This is a genomic window from Pseudomonas sp. PICF141 (genome assembly GCF_002286815.1).
GTDB lineage: Bacteria > Pseudomonadota > Gammaproteobacteria > Pseudomonadales > Pseudomonadaceae > Aquipseudomonas.
Window position 1 is genome coordinate 1 of sequence record NZ_MUNM01000017.1, and the last position, 20,758, is coordinate 20,758.

The following is a 20,758-nucleotide window of genomic DNA, read 5'->3' on the forward strand; positions in this document are numbered from 1 at the left end:
AAGGCGCCGAAGGCTAATGCTGCGACGGATATGGCTTTGTAAGTAGAAGCTTGATTGGAAAGCCCACTGGATCGGTGACGGTCAGTGGGCTTTTTTGTGGGGATTGTCTCGTCCTGAATAAGGTCATCTCAAAAATCATCGATTTTTTGAAATCACACCACCCATATACTGATTTAAATCGCGCAGATCTTTAATGCTCCATGAATGCGGCGATAGCTTTACACCGTTCTCTCGCAAAGTTTTTGGAATCAAGTCTCCATTGGGGCGAAGTATTATCGACGATACAATTACGCCCGGATAATCTTTCAATCGTTTTTTGAAAGCGGATGTTGTTAGGTCAGGTGTTGGGGGATTGCTTTTATTAGCCAGTGGTCCAGTTGCCTTGAGATCTATTCCGTGGCACATGGTGCATCGCTGTAAATAGAGGTTTTTTCCATTGGCATTATCCGCGAAGGACAGTGATGTTTGAATTAACGATAAAATTCCTAGCGAAACGATGAATGATATTTTCATTGTTTTTATCTTCCTTGATGGGGTCAGCGTCGACTGGACACGATTTTGTGCGCGGGAAGATATCAGCCAACGTGCCGGCCCATACAGTCATTTCTGACGCCCATGGAATCAATTTTTCCAGGTGACTGCGTCTGGCCGACAGCTGCCCTTCCTGACAAGTCGCAACCCATATCCGCCCCCCCAAGAATTCCACCCCCGACTATTCTAAAGCCAAGCCAGATTTCAACTGTGCACCGGCGAATATCGAGCGTTACTTCAGCCTCCAGGAAACCGATATGACAAATCCGCAAGATAAAGCCGATGAGGATTTAGCTCAGGGGATTATGGGGAAAGGTCCCTACACCTATCTATTGCTGCTCTTGCTTGGGTTGATCCTTCTGTTTCCCTTTCTTGAGGAAGGCATATTGGCTCGTACCTTGCTCGGCATTCTTTTTTCGATCGTGCTGCTCGTGGGGGCTTTCACCACTCGGCAGACTCGGCGGGGGTTCATTTTAAAACTGGGCCTGGCATTGCTTGGCGTTGGCCTTCAATGGACGGCGTTATGGGCCGGGAGTGTCGCCATTCTTAGCCTTGCCGGGATCGCGTATACGGCGTCTCTTGCCGTCTCGTTTAGCGGGGTGCTTTTCTACATTCTCCAGCGTGGGCCAATTACACCCGGCAAGCTGCATGGCGCGCTGGCGGGTTACATCATGCTGGCTTTCGTTTGGTCCTTCGTTTATGCCCTGGTGGAGATATCCAGCGCTGGCTCATTCGGTCCTGACCACCTCGATTTCGCACAGCCTGGCACCTTTTTCAAATTAATCTATTTCAGCCTCACGACGCTCACCACCACGGGTTACGGAGATATTATCCCGCTGACCAATCATGCCCGCTCGCTGGTAATGGTCGAAGAGTTTTCAGGTGTCTTTTACGTGGGTGTTGTGATCGCTCGGTTTGCCGGTCTTTATCCATCGAACCAGGCCAAGTGACGGACGACCGATTACCTCGGTTTTCATTGAAGCCGCATGGCAGACGGAGCGCGCCGTCCGCCATGCAAACCCTTGCTTCAGAGGCTGAGGAAGCCGCTGTAGAGGCCGTATCCCGCGAGCAGGGCACCGATCATCACGACAACGAAAATGACTTTTTCAATGGAGGTGAACACCGGTTGGCCCAGTTCGCGCTTGGCCTTGGCGAACAGGATTGCGCCAGGCGCATAAAGCAATGCAGACAGCAGCAGGTACTGCGCCCCGGCCGCGTACACCAGCCAAACGGCATAGAGCACAGCGATCGCCCCGATGACCAGGTCCTTGGTGCGCTCGCCCGGAGCCTGCTCGTAGGTTTCGTTACGCCAGGCCAATAGCAGAGCGTAAGCGGCGGACCAGAAGTACGGCACCAGGATCATCGAGGTTGCCAGGTACAACAGGCTTAGATAGGTGGAGCTGTTGAACAGCGTGATAATCAGGAACAGCTGGATAAGCCCGTTGGAGAGCCATAGCGCATTGGCGGGGACCTGGTTGGTGTTCTCCTTGCGCAAGAATGCCGGCATGGTGTGGTCGCGGGCACTGGCAAAGAGGATTTCCGCGCACAGAAGCGTCCAGGACAACAACGCACCGACCAGCGAGACGATTAGCCCTACGCTGATCAGCACTGCCCCCCAGTGACCCACCACATGTTCCAGTACGCCCGCCATGGACGGATTTTTCAGGCCGGCCAGTTGTGCCTGGGCCATGATGCCCTGAGAAAACACGTTAACCAGAACCAGTAACAGCAGCACGCCAATGAAGCCAACCACGGTCGCCTTGCCGACGTCGCTGCGCTTTTCAGCGCGGGCGGAAAAGATGCTGGCCCCTTCAATGCCAATAAACACCCAGACGGTGACCAGCATCATGTTGCGAACCTGATTCATTATTGTGCCCAGGTCACTGTTGCCAGCCCCCCAGAAGTCGCTGGTAAAAACATCCATCTTGAAGGCCACGCCGGCAATAACAATGAACAGCGCCAGCGGCACCATCTTGGCGATGGTTGTGATCACGTTGATGAAGGCGGCTTCCTTGATTCCGCGCAGCACCAGAAAATGCAGGAGCCAGAGCAGTACGGAGGCGCAAATGATTGCCGGTAGCGTGTTGCCTTCTCCGAACATGGGGAAGAAAAAACCCAGGGTACTGAACAGCAACACCATGTAGCTGACGTTGCCGATCCAGGCACTGATCCAGTAACCCCACGCCGAAGAGAAGCCCATGTAGTCGCCAAATCCGGCCTTGGCATAGGCGTAAACCCCGCCATCGAGCTTGGGCTTGCGGTTGGCCAGTGTCTGGAAGACGAATGCCAGCATCAGCATGCCGACGCCAGTGATCAGCCAGCCGATCAACGTGGCGCCAGCACTGGCACTTTTAGCGATGTTCTGCGGTAGCGAAAAAATCCCGCCGCCCACCATGGAGCCGACGACCAGAGCGATCAATGCTCCAAGCTTCAACTTATCGCTGGAGGCAGAGATCTGGGTATCTTTGTGAGGCAGGGCATCTTTGTCGATGTTGCTGACGGAATCGACCATCTGAATCTCCTTACCAAAACGGAATCGTTCAAGAGGTGACGGGCTAACAAGAGATGGTCGCTAATGCACTGCATGACCTCTTCGAGTGACGCATGCCACCGAACAGACTGCTTTTTCGCTGCTGGAACAGGGTTGATGTCACACCCCCTCATTTGGGTACGAACAACAAAAACGCATTAAAGTCGCCGTTTCGTACCAGTCAAACAGGCTTCTACCGCACTGAGCCTGGCTCAATCGTTAGATCCACTTGGCGCTCCCGAAAGAGGGGACGCAAGATTCAAGCAACTTCAGTGTAGCTTTCATTCGTATATTGCAATCTGCGAGCCTGCATTCGGCTGCTAAAGATCGCAGGGTACGATGCGTCGTCCTATTGTTCAGTTCGGGTCTGATACGGTTTTTCCTTCGCCATCTGCATCTGTAATGGGATCAGCCTGCGGCTCACAATGACAGCACGGTCAGCAGAGGCGGTAGCCGCTGCACCGCAAACTCATTACGTAGGAGGCCCAATGGGCAAGATGGCATTTTTCCTGGGTGGATTCCTGGTGTTGACCATTTTGATTGGTGCGCTCGCCACGATCTCTCCGGTGTAAGGCAGGGCGTCTTTGGCCTTGAGATCCCGGGCGGGCGTTTATATCTGTTTCAGCAACCAGGTGCGGAACGCAACGAGCGACGGCAGCATTTCGTTGCGCGGCGGGTAGGTCAGGTAGTAGCTGCGCTGACTGGCGAAGGGCAGGTCCAGGCCGATCAGCTCTGCATTGGCCAATTCGTCGGCCACCAGAATACGAGGCACCAGACCTATTCCGATGCCGGCTCTGACGGCCTGGATCAAGTGTGAGGTGAGTTCGAAACTCGGCCCCAGGCGCATCATTCGATGGGGCAAGCCGTGGTGGCTGAACCACTCGCCCCAGACGTTGGAATTACTCGCCACATTGAGCAGCGTCTGCCCGCCAATGCGCTCCGCAGGCCAGGCGTCATGGGCCTTGGCCGCTTGCGGAGAAATGATCACCATCAGTTCTTCGGTGTGCAGCCGATGGCTGATCAGGCCCGGTAAATCAGCATTGCCGACGACAATCGCGGCATCGATGCCGCTGGTTTCAAAGTCGATGGCATCGATCCGGGAGTTGATGTGCACCAGCATGCCAGGGTGGCTTTTATAAAAGTCATGAAGGCGCGGCAATAACCACTTCGAGCCAAAGGTCGGCAATGTCGCCAGGCGCAACGTGCCGCTGCCGGATTGATAAGCCATGGCCTGCAACGTGGCGCTGCGGATGCGTCCGAGCGCTTCGCTCATTTCCCGCTGATAAAGACGACCGACATCGGTCAACTTCACTTGACGGCCTTCACGGCGAAACAGCGTCAGGCCCAGTTGCTGCTCCAGCGCCTGGACCTGGCGGCTGACTGCGCTTTGGGTCAGCGAGAGTTCCAGCGCCGCGTGGGTGTAGCTTTCATGTCGGGCGGCGGCTTCAAAGGCCAGCAGCAACGACATCGAGGGGGTGAGGTGTCGGTAATTCATTCGTAAAAGTCATCGATAGCGGCAGGATTATCCGTTTGTCCGGTGCCCGAGCCTGCAGGATCATTGGCGCAGCCGACGACCTGAGGCTGACGTATTAATGCTCAGGCGACAAGTGTTTTGATTTTTCGTGATTAGACCTACAAGAGACCATCCAGCGATGATCGCCCCGTTGATGACCGTTGAACCCGCGGCACAGTACCCCGAATTTCTGCAAGCCTTGCGCGCCAGCGGCTTCCGCGGTCAGCTCAGTGCCGACTATGCCACTCGGACCGTGCTGGCGACCGACAACTCGATTTACCAGCGTCTGCCGCAAGCGGCGGTGTTCCCCTTGGACGCGGACGACATCGTGCGCATCGCGACCTTGATGGCCGAACCGCGCTTTCGCCAGATCAACCTGACCCCCCGAGGTGGCGGCACCGGGACCAACGGTCAGTCATTGACCGATGGCATCGTGGTCGATTTGTCACGGCACATGAACGCTGTCCTCGAAATCAATGTCGCCGAGCGTTGGGTACGGGTGCAGGCGGGCGTGGTCAAGGACCAGCTCAATGCCGCGCTCAAGCCTCATGGATTGTTTTTCGCCCCGGAGCTGTCGACCTCCAACCGCGCCACCGTGGGCGGCATGATCAACACCGACGCCAGCGGCCAGGGCAGCTGCACCTATGGCAAGACCCGCGATCATGTTCTGGAACTGCACAGCGTACTGCTCGGCGGTGAGCGCTTGCACAGTCAGCCTTTGTCCGACGCGGAACTGGAAGTGGTGTGCGCACAATCCGGCCGCATCGGCGAGGTGTATCGCACCGCGCGGCATATTCAGCAAACCCAGGCCGAGCTGATCGAATCGGTGTTCCCCAAACTCAATCGCTGCCTGACGGGTTACGACCTGGCGCACCTGCGTGATGAGCACGGACGCTTCAACCTCAACAGCGTGCTGTGCGGTGCGGAAGGTTCGTTGGGCTACATCGTCGAAGCCAAGCTCAACGTGCTGCCGATTCCCAAGTACTCGGTGTTGGTGAACGTACGCTACGCCAGTTTCATGGATGCGCTGCGTGACGCCAACGCGTTGTTGGCGCACAAGCCGCTGTCCATCGAAACCGTGGACTCCAAAGTGTTGATGCTGGCAATGAAAGACATTGTCTGGCACAGCGTCGCCGAGTATTTCCCGTCGGACGCCGAGCGCGCGACGCTGGGTATCAATCTGGTGGAGTTCAGCGGGGAAGACCTGGCGCAAGTGAACGCTCGCGTGGCGTCCTTCGTGGCGCATCTGCAGGCCGACACGACGATCGAGCGGCTGGGCCACACGTTGGCTGAAGGTGGCGAAGCAGTGACCCGGGTATACGCCATGCGTAAACGCTCGGTCGGGCTGCTGGGTAACGTCGAAGGCGAGATTCGCCCGCAGCCGTTCGTGGAAGACACCGCCGTGCCGCCGGAAAAACTGGCCGACTACATCGCTGAGTTCCGGGCCTTGCTCGACAGCCATGGCCTGGCCTATGGCATGTTCGGGCATGTCGATGCGGGGGTGTTGCATGTGCGCCCGGCGCTGGACATGAAAGACCCGGCCCAGGCCGCGCTGGTCAAACCGATTTCCGATGCCGTGGCCGAGCTGACCCGGCGCTATGGTGGTTTGTTGTGGGGCGAGCACGGCAAGGGTTTGCGCTCCGAATATGTCCCTGAGTTTTTTGGCGAGCTGTACCCGGCGCTGCAATCGCTCAAGGGCGCGTTCGATCCGCACAATCAGCTCAACCCCGGCAAAATCTGCGCTCCGCCGGATGCTGCCCAAGGCTTGCTCAAGGTTGATGAAGTGACACTGCGCGGTGAGCTGGATCGGCAAATCGACGAGCGTGTCTGGCAAAGTTTCGGCACCGCTATGCACTGCAACGGTAACGGCGCTTGCTACAACTACGACCCCGACGATGCGATGTGCCCGTCGTGGAAAGCCACCCGTGAACGCCAGCATTCGCCAAAGGGCAGGGCGTCATTGATTCGCGAATGGTTGCGTCTGCAAGGCGCGGCCAATATCGATGTACTGGAAGCGGCGCGGGGCAAGTTGTCGTGGTTGCGCGGGTTGCCAGCGAGGGTGCGCAATAACCTGGCACGCTCACGCGGCGAGGCGGATTTCTCCCACGAAGTCTACGACGCGATGGCGGGCTGTCTGGCCTGTAAATCCTGCGCCGGACAATGCCCGGTCAAGGTCAATGTCCCGGAATTCCGATCGCGTTTTCTGGAGCTCTATCACGGTCGTTACCAACGTCCGCTTCGCGATTACCTGATCGGCTCGCTGGAGTTCACCATTCCTTATATGGCCTATGCGCCGGGCCTGTATAACGCGGTAATGGGCTCAACATGGATGAGCCGTTTGCTTGCGCGACACGTCGGTATGCTCGACAGCCCGCTGATCAATCGATATGACTTACAGGCCACATTGACCCGCTGCAAGGTGGCCGTCGCCAGCGTGCCAGCCCTGCGCGAGCTCACCGTCGCGCAACGTCAGCGCAGCGTGGTGTTGGTGCAGGACGCTTTCACCCGTTACTTCGAAACACCGTTGCTGGCGAGCTTTATCCAGTTGGCGCATCAGTTGGGCTATCGCGTGTTTCTGGCGCCTTATAGTGCCAACGGCAAGCCGTTGCATGTACAGGGTTTCCTCGGCGCATTCGCCAAAGCGGCAATTCGTAATGCCAGTCAACTCAAGGCATTGGCCGACTGCGAAGTACCGTTGGTGGGGCTGGATCCGGCGATGACGCTGGTCTACCGCCAGGAATATCAGAAAGTGCCGGGGCTCAATGATTGCCCAAAGGTCTTGCTGCCCCAGGAATGGCTCTTCGATGCATTGCCTGAAAACCCGCAACCCGCAACACAGACATTCCGTTTGCTGGCGCACTGCACCGAGAAGACCAATGTGCCGGCCAGTACTTCGCAATGGGAAGCCGTGTTTGCCCGGCTTGGCCTCACGTTGGTGACGGAGGCGACGGGCTGTTGTGGCATGTCCGGAACCTACGGCCATGAAGCCCGCAACCAGGACACCTCGCGAACCATTTTCGAGCAGTCATGGGCCGGCAAGCTGGACAAGGCGGGAGAAGCACTGGCAACGGGTTACTCCTGTCGCAGTCAGGTAAAGCGTCGCGCCAACAGGCAACTGCGTCATCCGCTGGAGGTGGTGTTGGAGAAGGCTGCAACCTTTTGACCGTTTGATCTGAAAAATAAAAAAGCCCCGTCCCAACCAAATGGGACGGGGCTTTTTACTGCGCTTGGGCAGCAAGCTATTGGCCGTTCACCGGCCCGCGGTCACTCAGGCAACCCAGCCAGCCGCAACCCATCGGCAAGCCGTGCAAAATCCTCAGGACGCTGGATTGGCAGCCAGTCCTTCAGGTTGGAGACGCGCAAGGAAGGATCCAGCTCGTGCAAACGCTGGATCGCCTGCTGCGCTTTGTCCATGCGTCCGCTCAGCGCGTGGCTGGCCGCCATCAGGGCGGCCGGCACCAGGAGGCTGGGTAGATTCCCCAGCGCTTTTTCCGCCCAGATGGAAGCGGGACCGAAGCGTCCGGCGATGAAGTGCGCGAGCGCCATCCCGATCTGCATCCTGAACATTTCCGGATCCAGCGGACTCAAGCGAACGGCATGGGTTAAATCTTCAATGGCGGCATCTGTTTCACCGCGCAACGCGCGCAGGATTCCGCCCAGGAACCAGGCAGGGGCGAGGTTGGGGTTGAGCAGGCGTGCCCTGTCGAGCAGGGCAATGCCGCCATCAATATCGCCGGCGAGATGGCCGAGTGCATGTCCGCCTCGCGTCAGCGCCACCGCATCATCCCGGCCGAGCTCCACCGCCAGACGTGCGAGTCGTACGCCCTCGGCGATTTCTCGAGGCCGGTCGGTCATCCAGCCATTCAATTTGCGCCAGAAGTGGCACCAGGCTGCCATGCCATAGGCCGAGGCGAACTCCGGATCGAGCTCGATGGCCTTGGAGAACAATGCCAATGCTTGCTCGATGGCTTCGCGGGTGCCGTTGTGCAGTTTTGCCATTGCGCGCAGGTAATAGTCGTAAGCGTCCAGGCTTTCGGTCGGTTTGCGCTTGGCGCGCTCGATTTCCGCCCGTTCCAACTGCGGCGCTATGGCGCCGACAACGCTTTCAGCGATTTGATCCTGCAACTCGAAGATGTCATCGAGCATTCCTTCGAAGCGCTCCGCCCAGATATGCGTTCCGGTCGTCGCGTCGATCAACTGCCCGGTGATGCGTATCTTGTTCCCGGATTTGCGCACGCTACCTTCCAGCACGTAGCGCACGCCGAGCGTCTGGCCGACGCCCTGAACGTCCACGGTCCGCCCCTTGTAGGTGAAGCTCGAATTGCGTGCGATGACGAACAGCCAGCGGATACGCGACAGGGCGGTGATGATGTCTTCCACCATGCCGTCGGCGAAATACTCCTGCTCGGGATCGCCGCTCAGGTTGTGGAAGGGCAAGACGGTAATGGAGGGTTTATCCGGCAGGACGAGCGGGGGAGCAGGCGTTTGCTTCAAGTCCACAGGCGTGGGTTCTTCGATGCCAGGCTGTCGAGTTTCCCCGATCTCATCCACTTTGATTTCGCCGACGAAGCGGTATCCCTTACGAGCGACCGTACGCACCAGGCGCTGCTCTTCGCCGGTATCGCCGATGGCCTTGCGCACCGCATTGATGTGGCTGGTGATCGTCGACTCCGAGACGATCCGACCGCTCCACACCGCCTTGAGCAGGTCATCCTTGCTGACGACGCGATCGCGGTTGCTGACAAGCTGCAGCAATAGATCGAAGACCTGCGGCCCGACAGCCACCACTTGCCCGCGCAAGGTCAGTTCCCGGCGCTCCTGATCGAGCACGTAGTCTTCAAACACGAATGGCAAGGTGAAGAGTCCCCTGGTCCAGCGCCCCTCGACTCCGTGTCCGGGCTGGCTATTGGTAAGTGGTATCGATAATACGGCAGCGCCCGCGGCAAGAGATACCCGTCGAAAACTGTTTTCTGGACGAAAAACCAAGCTTCCTTGAAGGCAAACCCAAGACCGGTACAAGGACGTCCCTGACGCACGCTGGCATTCTCGATCTACACCGACAGCAATGGTTGCAGTCGAGAGTAGCGGAGAGAACCCATGAAGATCGTCGTCATTGGAGGCACCGGCCTCATCGGATCGAAACTTGTGAATATCCTCCGCGAGCGCGGCCATGACGCGCTCGCAGCCGCCCCCAGCACGGGCGTGAACAGCATCACCCGCGAGGGCCTGGCCCAGGCGATGGATGGCGCCGATATCGTCGTCGACGTAGCGAACGCGCCTTCGTGGGAAGACCAGGCCGTTCTCGATTTCTTCGAAACGTCGAGCCGTAACCTGCTGGCTGCCGAGGCGGCTGCTGGGGTTCGCCATCACGTAGCCCTGTCGATCGTGGGCTGTGAACGGCTTCCCGAGAACGGCTATTTCCGGGCCAAGGTCGCGCAGGAAAACCTGATCAAGGCGTCCGGCATTCCTTACACCATTCTGCGGGCCACACAGTTCTTCGAGTTTGTCGGCGGCATTGCGCAGGCGGCCACCGTCGGTGAGGAGATTGGCCTGTCACCGGCGCTGATCCAGCCGCTGGCGTCCGACGACGTGGTGGCGGCGCTCACCGAAGTCACGCTGGCAACGCCGGTCAATGGCACGGTCGAAGTCGCCGGCCCCGAGGCCATGCCGCTCGACGAACTGGTCAGGCGCTTCCTGCGGGCCACTCAGGACGCGCGCAAAGTCGTGCCGGATGTGCATGCGCGCTACTTCGGTTCGGTGCTCGACGATCAATCGCTGACCCCCGGCCAGAACCCACGCCTGGGCGCGATCCGCTTCGAGGACTGGCTCGGTCAGTCGACGGCTCAGTAACGGGCCGCACGCTCACACCACCTACGCATCAAGGAGCATCGCCATGGTTACCCGAAATCTCTTGGCCGCTGCCGTCGCGGCACTGTCGATCAGCGCAGCGTCGGCCGCCGAGCCGCCCGCAGGCAAGGTGTCGGTCGTATTCGATCGGCCCATTCCCAACCTCTCTGGCAAGAGCATGAAGGGCGTGCTCGTCGAGTATGGGCCGGGCGCCGCGTCGCCGTCCCACACCCATCCGAAAACGGCGTTCATTTATGCCACGGTCCTGGAGGGCTCGTTTCGCATCAAAATCAAAGGCGAACCGGAAAAGATCTACAACGTCGGCGAAAACTTCGTAGAGGAACCGGGCTCCGTGCACGAAGTCAGCGCCAACGCCAGCGACACGAAGCCTGCACGCCTGCTGGCCGTGTTTGTCCTCGACAGCAACGAAAAGGAGCTCGTCACGCCCATCAAAAAGTGAGCCGATCAACGCGCTCATCGACGCTCGACAGCCGGGCGGCAGGTCACTGCCGTCCCGCGGTTGTTGCAGGTCCTTGGCATTGAACAGGAAACAAGAACATGAACTCGCTTCAGGAGAAGGCCGCCATTGCCACCGGCGCAAGCGCCGAGATCCCTGTCGTGGTGGCGCGGCAAAGCAAGAGAAAGATGATTGGCATCCTGCTGTGCATCGGCGCCGTGGTGGTCGTGGCCGGCGGATGGGCCATGGCGTTTTCGAGCGGTTCAACCTCCACCGATAACGCTTATGTGCGCGGCGACCTCACCTCGCTCGCGGCCAAGGTTGCCGGCTATGTCACGGCGGTAGAGGTCGAGGACAACCAGACCGTCCGGGCGGGTGACGTCCTGTTTCGGATTGACGATCGGGACTATCGCGCACGGCTTGCACAGGCAGTGGCCAATGTCAGCGCTGCCGAGGCTCGCCTGACCCATGTCAATGCCGAAACCCAGCTTCAGCGTGCCCTGATTCGACAGGCCGAAGCCCAGCGACGCTCGGCCGCCGCCGAGATGAATCTGGCGACCAAGACTCATGATCGCAGCCAAAAATTGATTGTCAGCCACGCGGTCAGCCAGGCTCTGGTCGATGAAACCGGCACGGCACGCTCCAGAGCCGAGGCGACGGTGTCGGCAGCTTCGGCAACGGTCGAGGCTCAACAGCAACGCATCACCGTCCTTGTGGCCCAGCGAGAAGCTGCCGTTGCTGCTGTGGCGCAGGCACAGGCCGCGCGCGATCTGGCCCAGATCGATCTCGACAGCACCGTGGTACACGCGCCTGTTGATGGCGTTATCGGTAACCGTCAGGTCCGGGTCGGCCGGTTCGTTACGCCGGGTGTTTCGTTGCTCGATATCGTGCCGGTCAATGATGTGTGGGTCGTGGCGAACTTCAAGGAAACCCAACTCGAACATATCCGCCCTGGTCAGCGCGTGCGCATCACGGTCGACGGCTATCCCGACGGGGCACTTGAAGGCGTGGTCGACAGCTTTGCGCCGGGTAGCGGGTCGGCGTTCAGCTTGCTGCCCACAGACAACGCAACAGGAAACTTTGTGCGTGTCGTGCAGCGGGTTCCGGTAAAAATCCGGCTTGCCCACAACCCATTGCCGGGCCGCATCGTCCCTGGCTTGTCCGCGCGTGTCGAGGTTGCGCAAGGGGGCGGCTCATGAATTCGGTTGCCAGCGCCACGCGGAGCAACGCCAGCGCTACGACCGGTGTCCTGCTCATGGCGGGCATCGTGCTCGCCACGCTAACGGAAGCGATCGCCAGCACCATTCTGTCGCTCGGACGCAGCGACATCATCGGCGACACCTATGCAACGCCTGATGAGTTTGCCTTGTTGGAAATCGGCTACATCGCGCTCAAGCTGATCGGGTTCATGACCGCCCCTTGGCTGATGAACCGTTTCGCTGCGCGTCATGTGATCATCAGCTCAACCCTGGTCATGGGCCTGGCGTGTGGCATTGCCGCCATCACCGCTCGGCTGGATCTGCTGGTTGCACTTCGGGTTATCCAGGGCTTTGCCGGTGGCACCCTGCTGGTCGGGGGCCAGGCGATCATATTTCGCGCTTTTCCGCGGTCCTATCAGCCCATCCTTCAAGCGCTGTTTGCCATGGGCTCCGTTGTCGCGCCCGCGACGCTCGCCCCGGCGCTTCAAGGGTGGTTGATCGATAGCCAATCTTGGACATGGATCTTCTTCAGCGTTGTCCCGATTGCCTTGGCGGCTGCCGGACTTGTGCTGATCGCAGACGGCCCAATGCCCGCCAAGGCCCGGCAGCGTCCGTTTGACTGGATCGGCTTCTCGCTGATCTCTACCACCCTGTTGTGTTTCACCTGCGTCCTCAGCCAGGGCAGCCGATGGGACTGGTTCGAGGAGCCGCGCATCCTGTGGCTAACGGTGATCGGCGCAGCCGCTCTGCTGGCATTTCTCGGCCAACAAGTGTTGGCCAAAGGGCAGGGGCTGTTCGACTTCACCCTGTTCAAAACGAGCGATTTTTCTTTCGCCTTTATCGTCAGTTTTGTCGCCGGCGCCGCCTTGTTCGGCAGTGCGTTCCTGATTCCGGCGTTCGCCCTGTCGGTCCTCGGGTTCACGCCTACCGATGCCGGTCAGCTGCTGTTGCCCAGTGGCGCGTTTTTTGTCGGCGCGCTTCTCATATCTGCTTATCTGATGCAGGCCCACCGCGTTGCGCCGTTCGCCACCGTGCCCTTTGGAATCCTGATGATTATGGTGGCGATGTGGATGCTGTCCGGTTCGACCAGCGAAAGCGGCGCGGACGACATGATGGCGGCTATCCTGTTGCGCGGGTTGGGGCTTGGCTTCCTGTTTCTATCGATCACGCTGATCGCCTTCAGCCACCTCAACAGCCGAAACCTCGCTGGCGGAATAGGCCTTTTCAATACGGGGCGCCAGTTGGGTGGCCTTATTGGGGTCGCAGGGCTCCAGACACTGATCGACCATAACGTCGTCACCAATGCCGTGGTCCTCGGCGCCAACGTCACCCCAGGCGGCGCCGCGCTCATCGAACGGATGACGAACACGACAGCCCTGCTGGCCGTGAAAGGAATGGATGCAGCGGCCGCTGGCCGGGCAGCGACGAGCCTTCTGGGCCGGTTGGTGACAAGTCAGTCCACGGTGATTGCCTTCGACACAGCGTTCGTCGCCGTGGCTCTGCTTTTTGTAATCGCTGCCCCCATTCTGGTCGGCATCAAGATCGGATTCGCGCGATACGAGAAAGTGCGCTCTTCACGAACAGTAGCGTGACACAGCCCACCTGCCAGCGACCAACTACACTTTCTCCAGCCAGTCTGGGCAACCGTCCGAGGGCACACTCCAGGAGGAATCATGACACGGAAAAATGTCTCCAGCCCCGAACCGGCGGGCACAAAACCCAATGTGCTATTGAGCCTGCCTGACATAAATGCTCTCGCAGAGATATCCATCACCGATCCTGACAAGACGCACCCCGCGTGGATCAAGGAGCAGTTTCCTGAGTACGTGGACCCGCATGCAGGGCATGAAGCCAGGACTGTTCGCGAGATTAATCACAAAGGGCATGTTGTCCGGATCGTGACCACCTACCAGGTGGAGGTGGATGGAGTGCCGGTCCAGGCGCATCTGTTTGTGGACGATGCGGGCCAAGTCCATACGCACGCCACCCCATTCGTCACTTACGGATCGGCTCTCGATTTGATGACGGCGGTGATCGATGCCTATCCAGAATCCTTTGCCAAGGGCGATGGCGACGGGGGAGAGCACCCAGACCACCATGCTCACGGAGCACATCATGATCAGGTCTAATGCGGTCAAAGATCTCCCAGCGCTTAAGAAATACGTCGAAGGGGTAAAGCGACTCAAGGATCCCGTGCAAAATCCTTGGCCCGGGCAGGCCAACCTCTCGATTTATGACTCCTTCGTGGCCTGGCACCACCGGGCCATGATGATTTCAACGCCTGCCGGGCAGATGGCCAGGAACGCCGCGCATGGCGGGCCATCATTCTTGCCGTGGCATCGCTACTTCCTCGTGCGCCTGGAAACCTTGCTTCGCAAAGCGATAAACGACCCACACTTTCGAGTCCCGTACTGGGATTGGAATACTGATGCGCAACTTCAGGACCCGAGGACTTCACTCATCTGGTCGGATGAGTACCTTGGACAGTTCGTGAATGGGCAGTGGCGGGTGCGATTGACAGGTAATGGCCGCACCCTGGAACTGGACAGGGTAAACCGCCCCTTGGTGCGTAATCCGGGAAGAGACGGGGCGCTGCCCAGCCGAGCCAATGTGCGCAAAGTCATCCATGAAAACCCGGTGTACGACACAGCACCCTACAACGCGGCGCAGTCCACCGGTGGTGCGCGCAACAGCATCGAGGGATGGGCGGGCGAAGAACGCATTCATAACAACGTCCATGTGTGGGTCGGTGGTGACATGGGATTGTCGTCCTCGCCGAACGATCCAGTGTTCTTTCTACATCATTGCAATGTCGATCGGCTCTGGGCGGCATGGCAGGCGAAGCATCCCACCGCCGCTTATGTACCTGCGGGAAATGCCCCGGATACGCTTAAGTTCCATCGGATAGATGACCCGATGTACAGCCCTTTCCCGGAAAAGGTGACACCTCGAGATGTCCTGAATTACAGCCAGTATTACAAGTACGACACCTTGGGCGATCTGCTTTAGAGAGCATCGAGCGGGCCGAGGCTCCTACGGCGATGGCGTGCTTCATGTGGTCGGCGTAGGAGCTGACTTGAGTGCAAGATTGAGAAAACAAAAGGCAGGGCCCGAATAATCTGGCCGCCACCTTATTTCCTGTCACGCCACCGACTTCGAGCATGGAGATAAGCCGTCAAATCGCTGTAGCCCAATTGGGCTGCAATCTCCGTTAACGACTCGCCTTGCAATTCAAGATGCAATTCCAGTTCTGCACGAACCTGATCGAGTAATTGCCTGAAGGTCGTGCCTTGTTCTTCCAGGCGTCTGCGTAATGTTCTGGGCGTCTGGTGCAGCGCCTTTGCCAGATCGTCAAGATTTGGCGTTTCACCTCTGGCCAGAGAGCGTCGCGCACCTTCGGCGACCTTGGCTGACCAACCGCTGAAATTGCGATGCGCGGCAATCCGTCGATCCAGTTCCTGAGTCAATAACTCCAGCATCCCGTGATGACGAGTCTGCATCGGTAGACTCAAGCTTTGCGCATGGAAATAGAAGCGGTTAACCGGGCAGTCAAACTCGATACGGTCTCCAAACCATTGGGTGTATTGCTTGTAATACGACGGACGCGAATGCCTGAATTTTGCCAGAATCGGCTGCACATTCTGCCCCGTTCCACGTCGCAATTGCGCGATGGACATCACGCCGTAGTGTTCGATGACGTACCGCGCCAACTCGCCTGGCGCATCGACGCACAGCTCGATCCCGACGCCGTTTTCGTCATTCACCAACCTCACATTGTCGGTGTCCGATGCAAGCGGTGCGTACCGCGCCCAAAGGTGCATGGACGACAAAACGTCGGGGCTATAAAGGCAAAGATAAGCCAGGACGTGCCAGTCCTGAGGCGTGAACAGCGCGAACAGCTTTAACCCGATAGCCGGATCAATGCGCGCCGCTTCGCGCCAAAGTTGATCCAGTTCGATCAGGCTGTAATCCGTGCTTTTTCGGGGAACCTGGCTGTCAAGAAAGCGCTCCAGGACTTGGCCCAGCCGGCCTCGATGAAAGCGCTGGGGCGGGCGATTGGCCGGTTCTAGCTCGATTCTGTCCATTTCGCGCATTGGGAGGGTTGGCTCCTGGGTTTCTAATGACATGGCATTGCCCGCAAGGGCCTGAATCGAGAGTGCCATGAATATAACTATGCTCGCCAATAACCCTGCTGTAATAGTGGCCGGGATTTTCCTTGCCTTCATTTTGCTGGAACTTGCCTGTTCCTCGTTTCGTCAGTCATCAGGCGGTAAACGTGACGTACTCATTGAAGTCGTCGGTTCCGGCATCCTGGTGGCGATCACGTTCCCTTTAGTCATGTGGCTAAGCGGCAAGATAGCAAGTCATGTTGTACCGGAGATGAAGGATGCATTGGCTGGAATCCCATGGATTGCAGGATTTGTCTTGTTTTTATTGTTCGATGACATGACCCAATATTGGTGGCATCGCCTGACTCACCGGGTTCCCGCACTTTATGCATTGCACCGTGCGCATCATTCCGCACCCTATATGAGTGTGCGCATCGTCTATCGCAACAACAGTTTCTACTATCTTCTGATGCCCGGCATCTGGTTATCCGGGGTGCTGATCTACCTTGGGCTTGCACCCGTTTATTATGGTTATCTGATTCTGAAAATGACCGTGATTTTCGCTGCACACAGCAGCGTGGCGTGGGACGATAAACTTTATCGCATTCGCGCATTACGCCCGGTTGTCTGGATTTTGGAGCGAACCTTCTCCACACCCTCCACTCACTCTGCGCATCACGGGTTGACTGCCGAGGATGGCGTTACCCATTACAAAGGCAATTTTGGCAACCTGTTGTTTTTTTGGGACGTACTGTTCGGAACCGCAAAAATTACCCGTCGGCGCCCGCCAGCCTACGGAATCGAACACTTGTCACCGATAAGCTGGAAAGAAGAATTGTTCTGGCCAATCGTGCGTTCACGTCGTACCGCACCCAAGGTAAATGCTAACCAGAAGGTGGTGCGATGAGTCGTCATATCGTTCTGCTGTCCGGATCGAACAGATCAAACAGTCAATCAGTCAAAGTCGCCAGGTATCTGCGCGATCGATTAGAGAAACTTCAGCTGTGTGACTCAAGCGAACTGATAGACCTGGCTTCCAGTCGGCTACCGCTTTGGCCAGAAGAAGACACCGACAAAGTCTGGAATGCCCAGCAATCCATCCTCAAAAGAGCAACGGCACTGGTCGTGATCAGCCCAGAGTGGAATGGCATGGCTTGCCCAGCCCTGAAAAACTTCTTTTTGTACGCAGGTTTCGGCGAACTTGGACATAAGCCTGCGCTGTTGGTGGGCGTTTCGGCAGGACTTGGCGGGGCATATCCAATTGCAGAGTTACGTGCATCGAGCTACAAAAATAGCCGGATCATGTATTTGCCTGAACAACTCATCATCAGAAACGTAGAGTCGATGTTAAACAGCGCAGAACCTTCAGATGAAAGTGATATTCGCATTCGGGCACGTGCCGACTGGGCTCTGCAGATACTTTGTCAATACGATGCAGCTTTTCGCACCCTACGACCTGCAATCGAATATCGGTCAGAGTTCTCTACCGGCATGTAAAGCCGCGGATGCTGAAGATCAAAAGACTGGCCGGTGGCGTTATTCCAGAGCCAAATTTCGTTGCAGTAGTTCACAAAGCGGTGGCGGCTACGCGGTCAGAAGCTTTGGCCTTGGTAGCAGGCATCGTATTGGTCAATTTATTCTGGGCCACCTGTGCAATCGCAGGTATCGGGTGTTGTATTTGCTGCGTTCCCTTGGGCGGCGCTGATCGTAAAAGTTCTGGGGGCAGCCTATCTGATGTGGTTTGGATTCGGACTGCTGCTCAAGGCCGGGAAGAGCGCGCTTGCCCCCTGTAACAATGCTGTCGTCGGAAACTTTCGGCAGTCATTTATCCAAGGGGTCGTTACGAACATTGGCAATCTATCCTGGCCGATAGATCAGCAAAAACCACAACGCCTCCACACAGGGAGGCGTTGCGGGTTTCAGCAATATTGCTCAGATCATCTCAGATCAAACCGGTCCAGATTCATCACCTTGTCCCAGGCGGCAACGAAGTCATTCACAAACTTCTCCTTCGCATCGTCGCTGGCATAGACCTCAGCCAAGGCCCGCAACTGCGCATTCGAACCAAACACCAGATCGACCCGGGTACCCGTCCATTTAAGGTCGCCGGTTTTCCGGTCGCGCCCTTCGAACTCCTCGTTGTCGTCCGAGACCGGTTTCCATTCCACGCTCATGTCCAGCAGGTTTGTGAAGAAGTCGTTGGTCAACGCTTCCGGTTGTTTCGTGAAGACGCCATGCTGGGTTTGCCCGACGTTGGTATTGAGCACGCGCATCCCACCAAGGAGCACGGTCATTTCCGGCGCGGTGAGTGTCAGCAGTTGCGCCTTGTCGATCAGTAAGGCCTCGGCCGGAACGCGGTATCTGCTCTTGAGGAAATTGCGGAATCCATCGGCGGCAGGTTCCAGGTATCCAAAGGATTCAACATCCGTTTGTTCTTGCGAGGCGTCCATTCGTCCCGGCGTGAAAGGCACCGTGACGGTGTGGCCGGCATTTTTTGCCGCTTGTTCGACACCGGCGCAGCCAGCCAGCACGATCAGGTCGGCCAGCGAGATCTTCTTGCCGCCGCTGTTGAACTCGTTCTGGATGCTCTCGAGTTTCGCCAATACACTCGCCAGTTGCTCAGGCTGGTTGGCTTGCCAGAATTTCTGCGGAGCCAGGCGCAGGCGTCCACCGTTGGCGCCGCCGCGTTTGTCGGAGCCGCGGAAGGTGGAGGCCGCTGCCCACGCGGTCGATACCAGTTGCGAGACCGACAGGCCGCACGACTGGAGTTTGCCCTTGAGTGCGGCCACGTCACTGTCGGTGACCAAGGCATGGTCGACCGCCGGGATCGGGTCTTGCCACAGCAGTTCTTCGTCGGGCATTTCCGGGCCGAGGTAGCGCGAAAGCGGCCCCATGTCGCGGTGGATCAGCTTGAACCAGGCGCGGGCGAAGGCGTCGGTCAACTGATCGGGGTTCTCAAGGAAGCGCCGCGAAATCGGCTCATAGATCGGGTCGAATCGCAGGGCCAGGTCCGTGGTCAGCATGGTCGGATTACGCCGCTTCGAGGGGTCGTGAGCGTCCGGGATGATGCCGGCGCCGGCGCCATCTTTGGCTGTCCACTGGCTTGCACCGGCGGGGCTCTTGGTCAGTTCCCACTCGAAGCCGAACAGGTTTTCCAGGTAGTTGTTGCTCCATTTTGTGGGTGTGGTGGTCCAGGTCACTTCCAGGCCGCTGGTGATGGTATCGCCACCCTTGCCGCTGCCGAAGGTGCTTTTCCAGCCCAGGCCCTGTTGTTCGAGGCCTGCAGCTTCGGGCTCGGCACCAACGTTATCGGCTGGTCCGGCGCCGTGGGTCTTGCCGAAGGCGTGGCCGCCAGCGATCAGCGCGACGGTTTCTTCGTCATTCATTGCCATGCGGCCGAAGGTCTCGCGGATGTCCTTTGCCGCAGCGAGAGGATCGGGATTGCCTTCCGGGCCTTCCGGGTTGACGTAAATCAGGCCCATTTGTACCGCGGCGAGCGGATTTTCCAGGTTACGTCCTTTGTCGGTACGGCTGTCCTCATTTTCCCCAGGCTCTGCAACGAGGGGGCCTTCGCCGGGTTCTTGCATGGGTTCCTTTTTGTCTTTCTCGTAGCGAGTGTCACCTGCCAGCCACTTGCTTTCCGAGCCCCAGTAGACAGCTTCATCCGGTTCCCAGACGTCTGGCCGGCCACCGGAAAAACCGAAGGTCTTGAAGCCCATGGATTCGAGCGCGACGTTGCCGGTGAGGACGATCAGGTCGGCCCAGGAGATGTTGCGACCGTATTTTTGTTTGATCGGCCAGAGCAGCCGCCGCGCCTTGTCGAGGCTGACGTTGTCTGGCCAGCTGTTGAGCGGTGCAAAACGCTGCTGACCGGAGCCGGCACCGCCACGACCATCACCAACGCGATAGGTGCCGGCGCTGTGCCAGGCCATGCGAATAAACAACGGCCCATAATGACCGAAGTCTGCCGGCCACCAGTCTTGCGAATCGGTCATCAGGGCGTTCAGGTCTTGCTTGAGCGCCTGAAAGTCGAGGCTCTTGAAGGCTTCGGTATAGTTGAAATCCTTGTCCATGGGGTTGGACAGGGGCGAGTGCTGGTGCAGGATCTTCAGATTCAGTTGGTTCGGCCACCAATCGCGGTTCGTCGTGCCACCGCCCGCGGCGGCGTGATTGAACGGGCATTTCGATTCATTTGCCATGTGTGCGTTACCTTTGGTCGTAATCATCCGGCTATCGGGCCCGGGGTGGGCACGCAATAGCGACGAGCGAAATCAATGACATAGGCTGCAGCCGTTCGATCAACCGTTCATCGTGGTCACAGGGGAATCTGAATAGCGGCAAATCGAGTTGCCTATACGGTGGCCCACGGCAAGCCTAGTACGCTTCTGATTCATTCGTATCTTTATCAAGTCTCAACCGGCCGGCGTCACGCCGACGCTGCATTAAGGTTAGACGCCTATAATGCAGTCAGCTAATAGGTGGGGTATTCACGCTTGATAGGCAGAATCTCTTACCTGATCTGTCGAGATGGAACCGCTATTACGGATCTCTTTTCACGTAATCTATCGCACC

General features: G+C 58.1%; 16 protein-coding genes and 1 pseudogene. 11 read left to right on the forward strand and 6 right to left on the reverse strand.

The features are described from left to right. Window positions 1–135: 135 nt before the first annotated feature. Entirely contained in the window at window positions 136–513 is a 378-nt protein-coding gene (locus BZL43_RS01475) for a c-type cytochrome (protein ID WP_095630656.1), read from the reverse strand. Between the two features lie 275 nt (window positions 514–788). Here BZL43_RS01475 and BZL43_RS01480 point away from each other — a divergent pair, with 275 nt between their 5' ends. Next, window positions 789–1,481, forward strand: coding sequence for an ion channel (locus tag BZL43_RS01480; RefSeq protein WP_095630657.1), 693 nt, complete (start codon window positions 789–791; stop codon window positions 1,479–1,481). A gap of 77 nt (window positions 1,482–1,558) precedes the next feature. Here BZL43_RS01480 and arcD read toward each other — a convergent pair whose 3' ends face one another. Together arcD and BZL43_RS01490 are read right to left on the reverse strand one after the other, a co-directional pair. After that, the gene (gene arcD / locus BZL43_RS01485; protein ID WP_095630738.1) at window positions 1,559–2,986 is read right to left on the reverse strand and encodes an arginine-ornithine antiporter; all 1,428 of its coding nucleotides are present in this window, start codon (window positions 2,984–2,986) and stop codon (window positions 1,559–1,561) included. Window positions 2,987–3,671: 685 nt separating this feature from the next. After that, window positions 3,672–4,556 (reverse strand): LysR substrate-binding domain-containing protein, encoded by an 885-nt coding sequence (locus BZL43_RS01490; RefSeq protein WP_095630658.1) that lies wholly within the window; start codon window positions 4,554–4,556, stop codon window positions 3,672–3,674. Between the two features lie 157 nt (window positions 4,557–4,713). Between BZL43_RS01490 and BZL43_RS01495 the strand changes: the two genes are divergently transcribed. Beyond that, complete coding sequence (locus tag BZL43_RS01495; RefSeq protein ID WP_095630659.1) at window positions 4,714–7,737, forward strand: FAD-binding and (Fe-S)-binding domain-containing protein; 3,024 nt, start codon at window positions 4,714–4,716, stop codon at window positions 7,735–7,737. A gap of 101 nt (window positions 7,738–7,838) precedes the next feature. Here the strand turns inward: BZL43_RS01495 and BZL43_RS01500 are convergent, their stop codons facing one another. Next, window positions 7,839–9,428, reverse strand: coding sequence for a winged helix-turn-helix domain-containing protein (locus BZL43_RS01500; protein WP_095630660.1), 1,590 nt, complete (start codon window positions 9,426–9,428; stop codon window positions 7,839–7,841). A 243-nt stretch (window positions 9,429–9,671) separates the two neighbouring features. Here BZL43_RS01500 and BZL43_RS01505 point away from each other — a divergent pair, with 243 nt between their 5' ends. The 6 genes from BZL43_RS01505 (at window position 9,672) to BZL43_RS01530 (ending at window position 15,086) form a co-directional block, all read left to right on the forward strand. Continuing rightward, a complete protein-coding gene (locus tag BZL43_RS01505; RefSeq protein WP_095630661.1) occupies window positions 9,672–10,424 on the forward strand; it encodes an SDR family oxidoreductase in 753 nt (250 codons plus the stop codon). A 43-nt stretch (window positions 10,425–10,467) separates the two neighbouring features. Continuing rightward, window positions 10,468–10,881 carry a cupin domain-containing protein gene (locus tag BZL43_RS01510; RefSeq protein ID WP_095630662.1) on the forward strand — a complete coding sequence of 138 codons (414 nt, stop codon included), beginning with the start codon at window positions 10,468–10,470 and terminating at the stop codon, window positions 10,879–10,881. 98 nt (window positions 10,882–10,979) lie between these two features. After that, a complete protein-coding gene (locus BZL43_RS01515; protein WP_095630663.1) occupies window positions 10,980–12,077 on the forward strand; it encodes an HlyD family secretion protein in 1,098 nt (365 codons plus the stop codon). Next, window positions 12,074–13,669 (forward strand): DHA2 family efflux MFS transporter permease subunit, encoded by a 1,596-nt coding sequence (locus tag BZL43_RS01520; protein WP_095630664.1) that lies wholly within the window; start codon window positions 12,074–12,076, stop codon window positions 13,667–13,669. Before BZL43_RS01515 ends, BZL43_RS01520 begins: the two co-directional genes overlap by 4 nt. 81 nt (window positions 13,670–13,750) lie before the next feature. Then, window positions 13,751–14,206, forward strand: coding sequence for a hypothetical protein (locus BZL43_RS01525; protein ID WP_095630665.1), 456 nt, complete (start codon window positions 13,751–13,753; stop codon window positions 14,204–14,206). Beyond that, complete coding sequence (locus BZL43_RS01530) at window positions 14,193–15,086, forward strand: tyrosinase family protein (RefSeq protein ID WP_095630666.1); 894 nt, start codon at window positions 14,193–14,195, stop codon at window positions 15,084–15,086. The genes BZL43_RS01525 and BZL43_RS01530 overlap by 14 nt, the downstream gene beginning before the upstream one ends. A 122-nt stretch (window positions 15,087–15,208) precedes the next feature. On the opposite strand, the gene BZL43_RS01535 is transcribed toward BZL43_RS01530, so the two are convergent. Continuing rightward, entirely contained in the window at window positions 15,209–16,171 is a 963-nt protein-coding gene (locus tag BZL43_RS01535; RefSeq protein ID WP_095630667.1) for an AraC family transcriptional regulator ligand-binding domain-containing protein, read from the reverse strand. 67 nt (window positions 16,172–16,238) lie between these two features. Here BZL43_RS01535 and BZL43_RS01540 point away from each other — a divergent pair, with 67 nt between their 5' ends. The 3 genes and pseudogenes from BZL43_RS01540 to BZL43_RS28740 form a co-directional block, all read left to right on the forward strand. Continuing rightward, the gene (locus tag BZL43_RS01540; protein WP_095630668.1) at window positions 16,239–17,093 is read left to right on the forward strand and encodes a sterol desaturase family protein; all 855 of its coding nucleotides are present in this window, start codon (window positions 16,239–16,241) and stop codon (window positions 17,091–17,093) included. Beyond that, window positions 17,090–17,683, forward strand: coding sequence for an NADPH-dependent FMN reductase (locus tag BZL43_RS01545; protein WP_095630669.1), 594 nt, complete (start codon window positions 17,090–17,092; stop codon window positions 17,681–17,683). Before BZL43_RS01540 ends, BZL43_RS01545 begins: the two co-directional genes overlap by 4 nt. An 8-nt stretch (window positions 17,684–17,691) precedes the next feature. Then, window positions 17,692–18,043, forward strand: a pseudogene (locus BZL43_RS28740) (LysE family translocator); the annotation flags it as partial. Between the two features lie 80 nt (window positions 18,044–18,123). On the opposite strand, the gene katG reads toward BZL43_RS28740, so the two are convergent. Beyond that, a complete protein-coding gene (katG, locus tag BZL43_RS01555) occupies window positions 18,124–20,412 on the reverse strand; it encodes a catalase/peroxidase HPI (protein ID WP_095630670.1) in 2,289 nt (762 codons plus the stop codon). Between the last annotated feature and the right edge of the window lie 346 nt (window positions 20,413–20,758).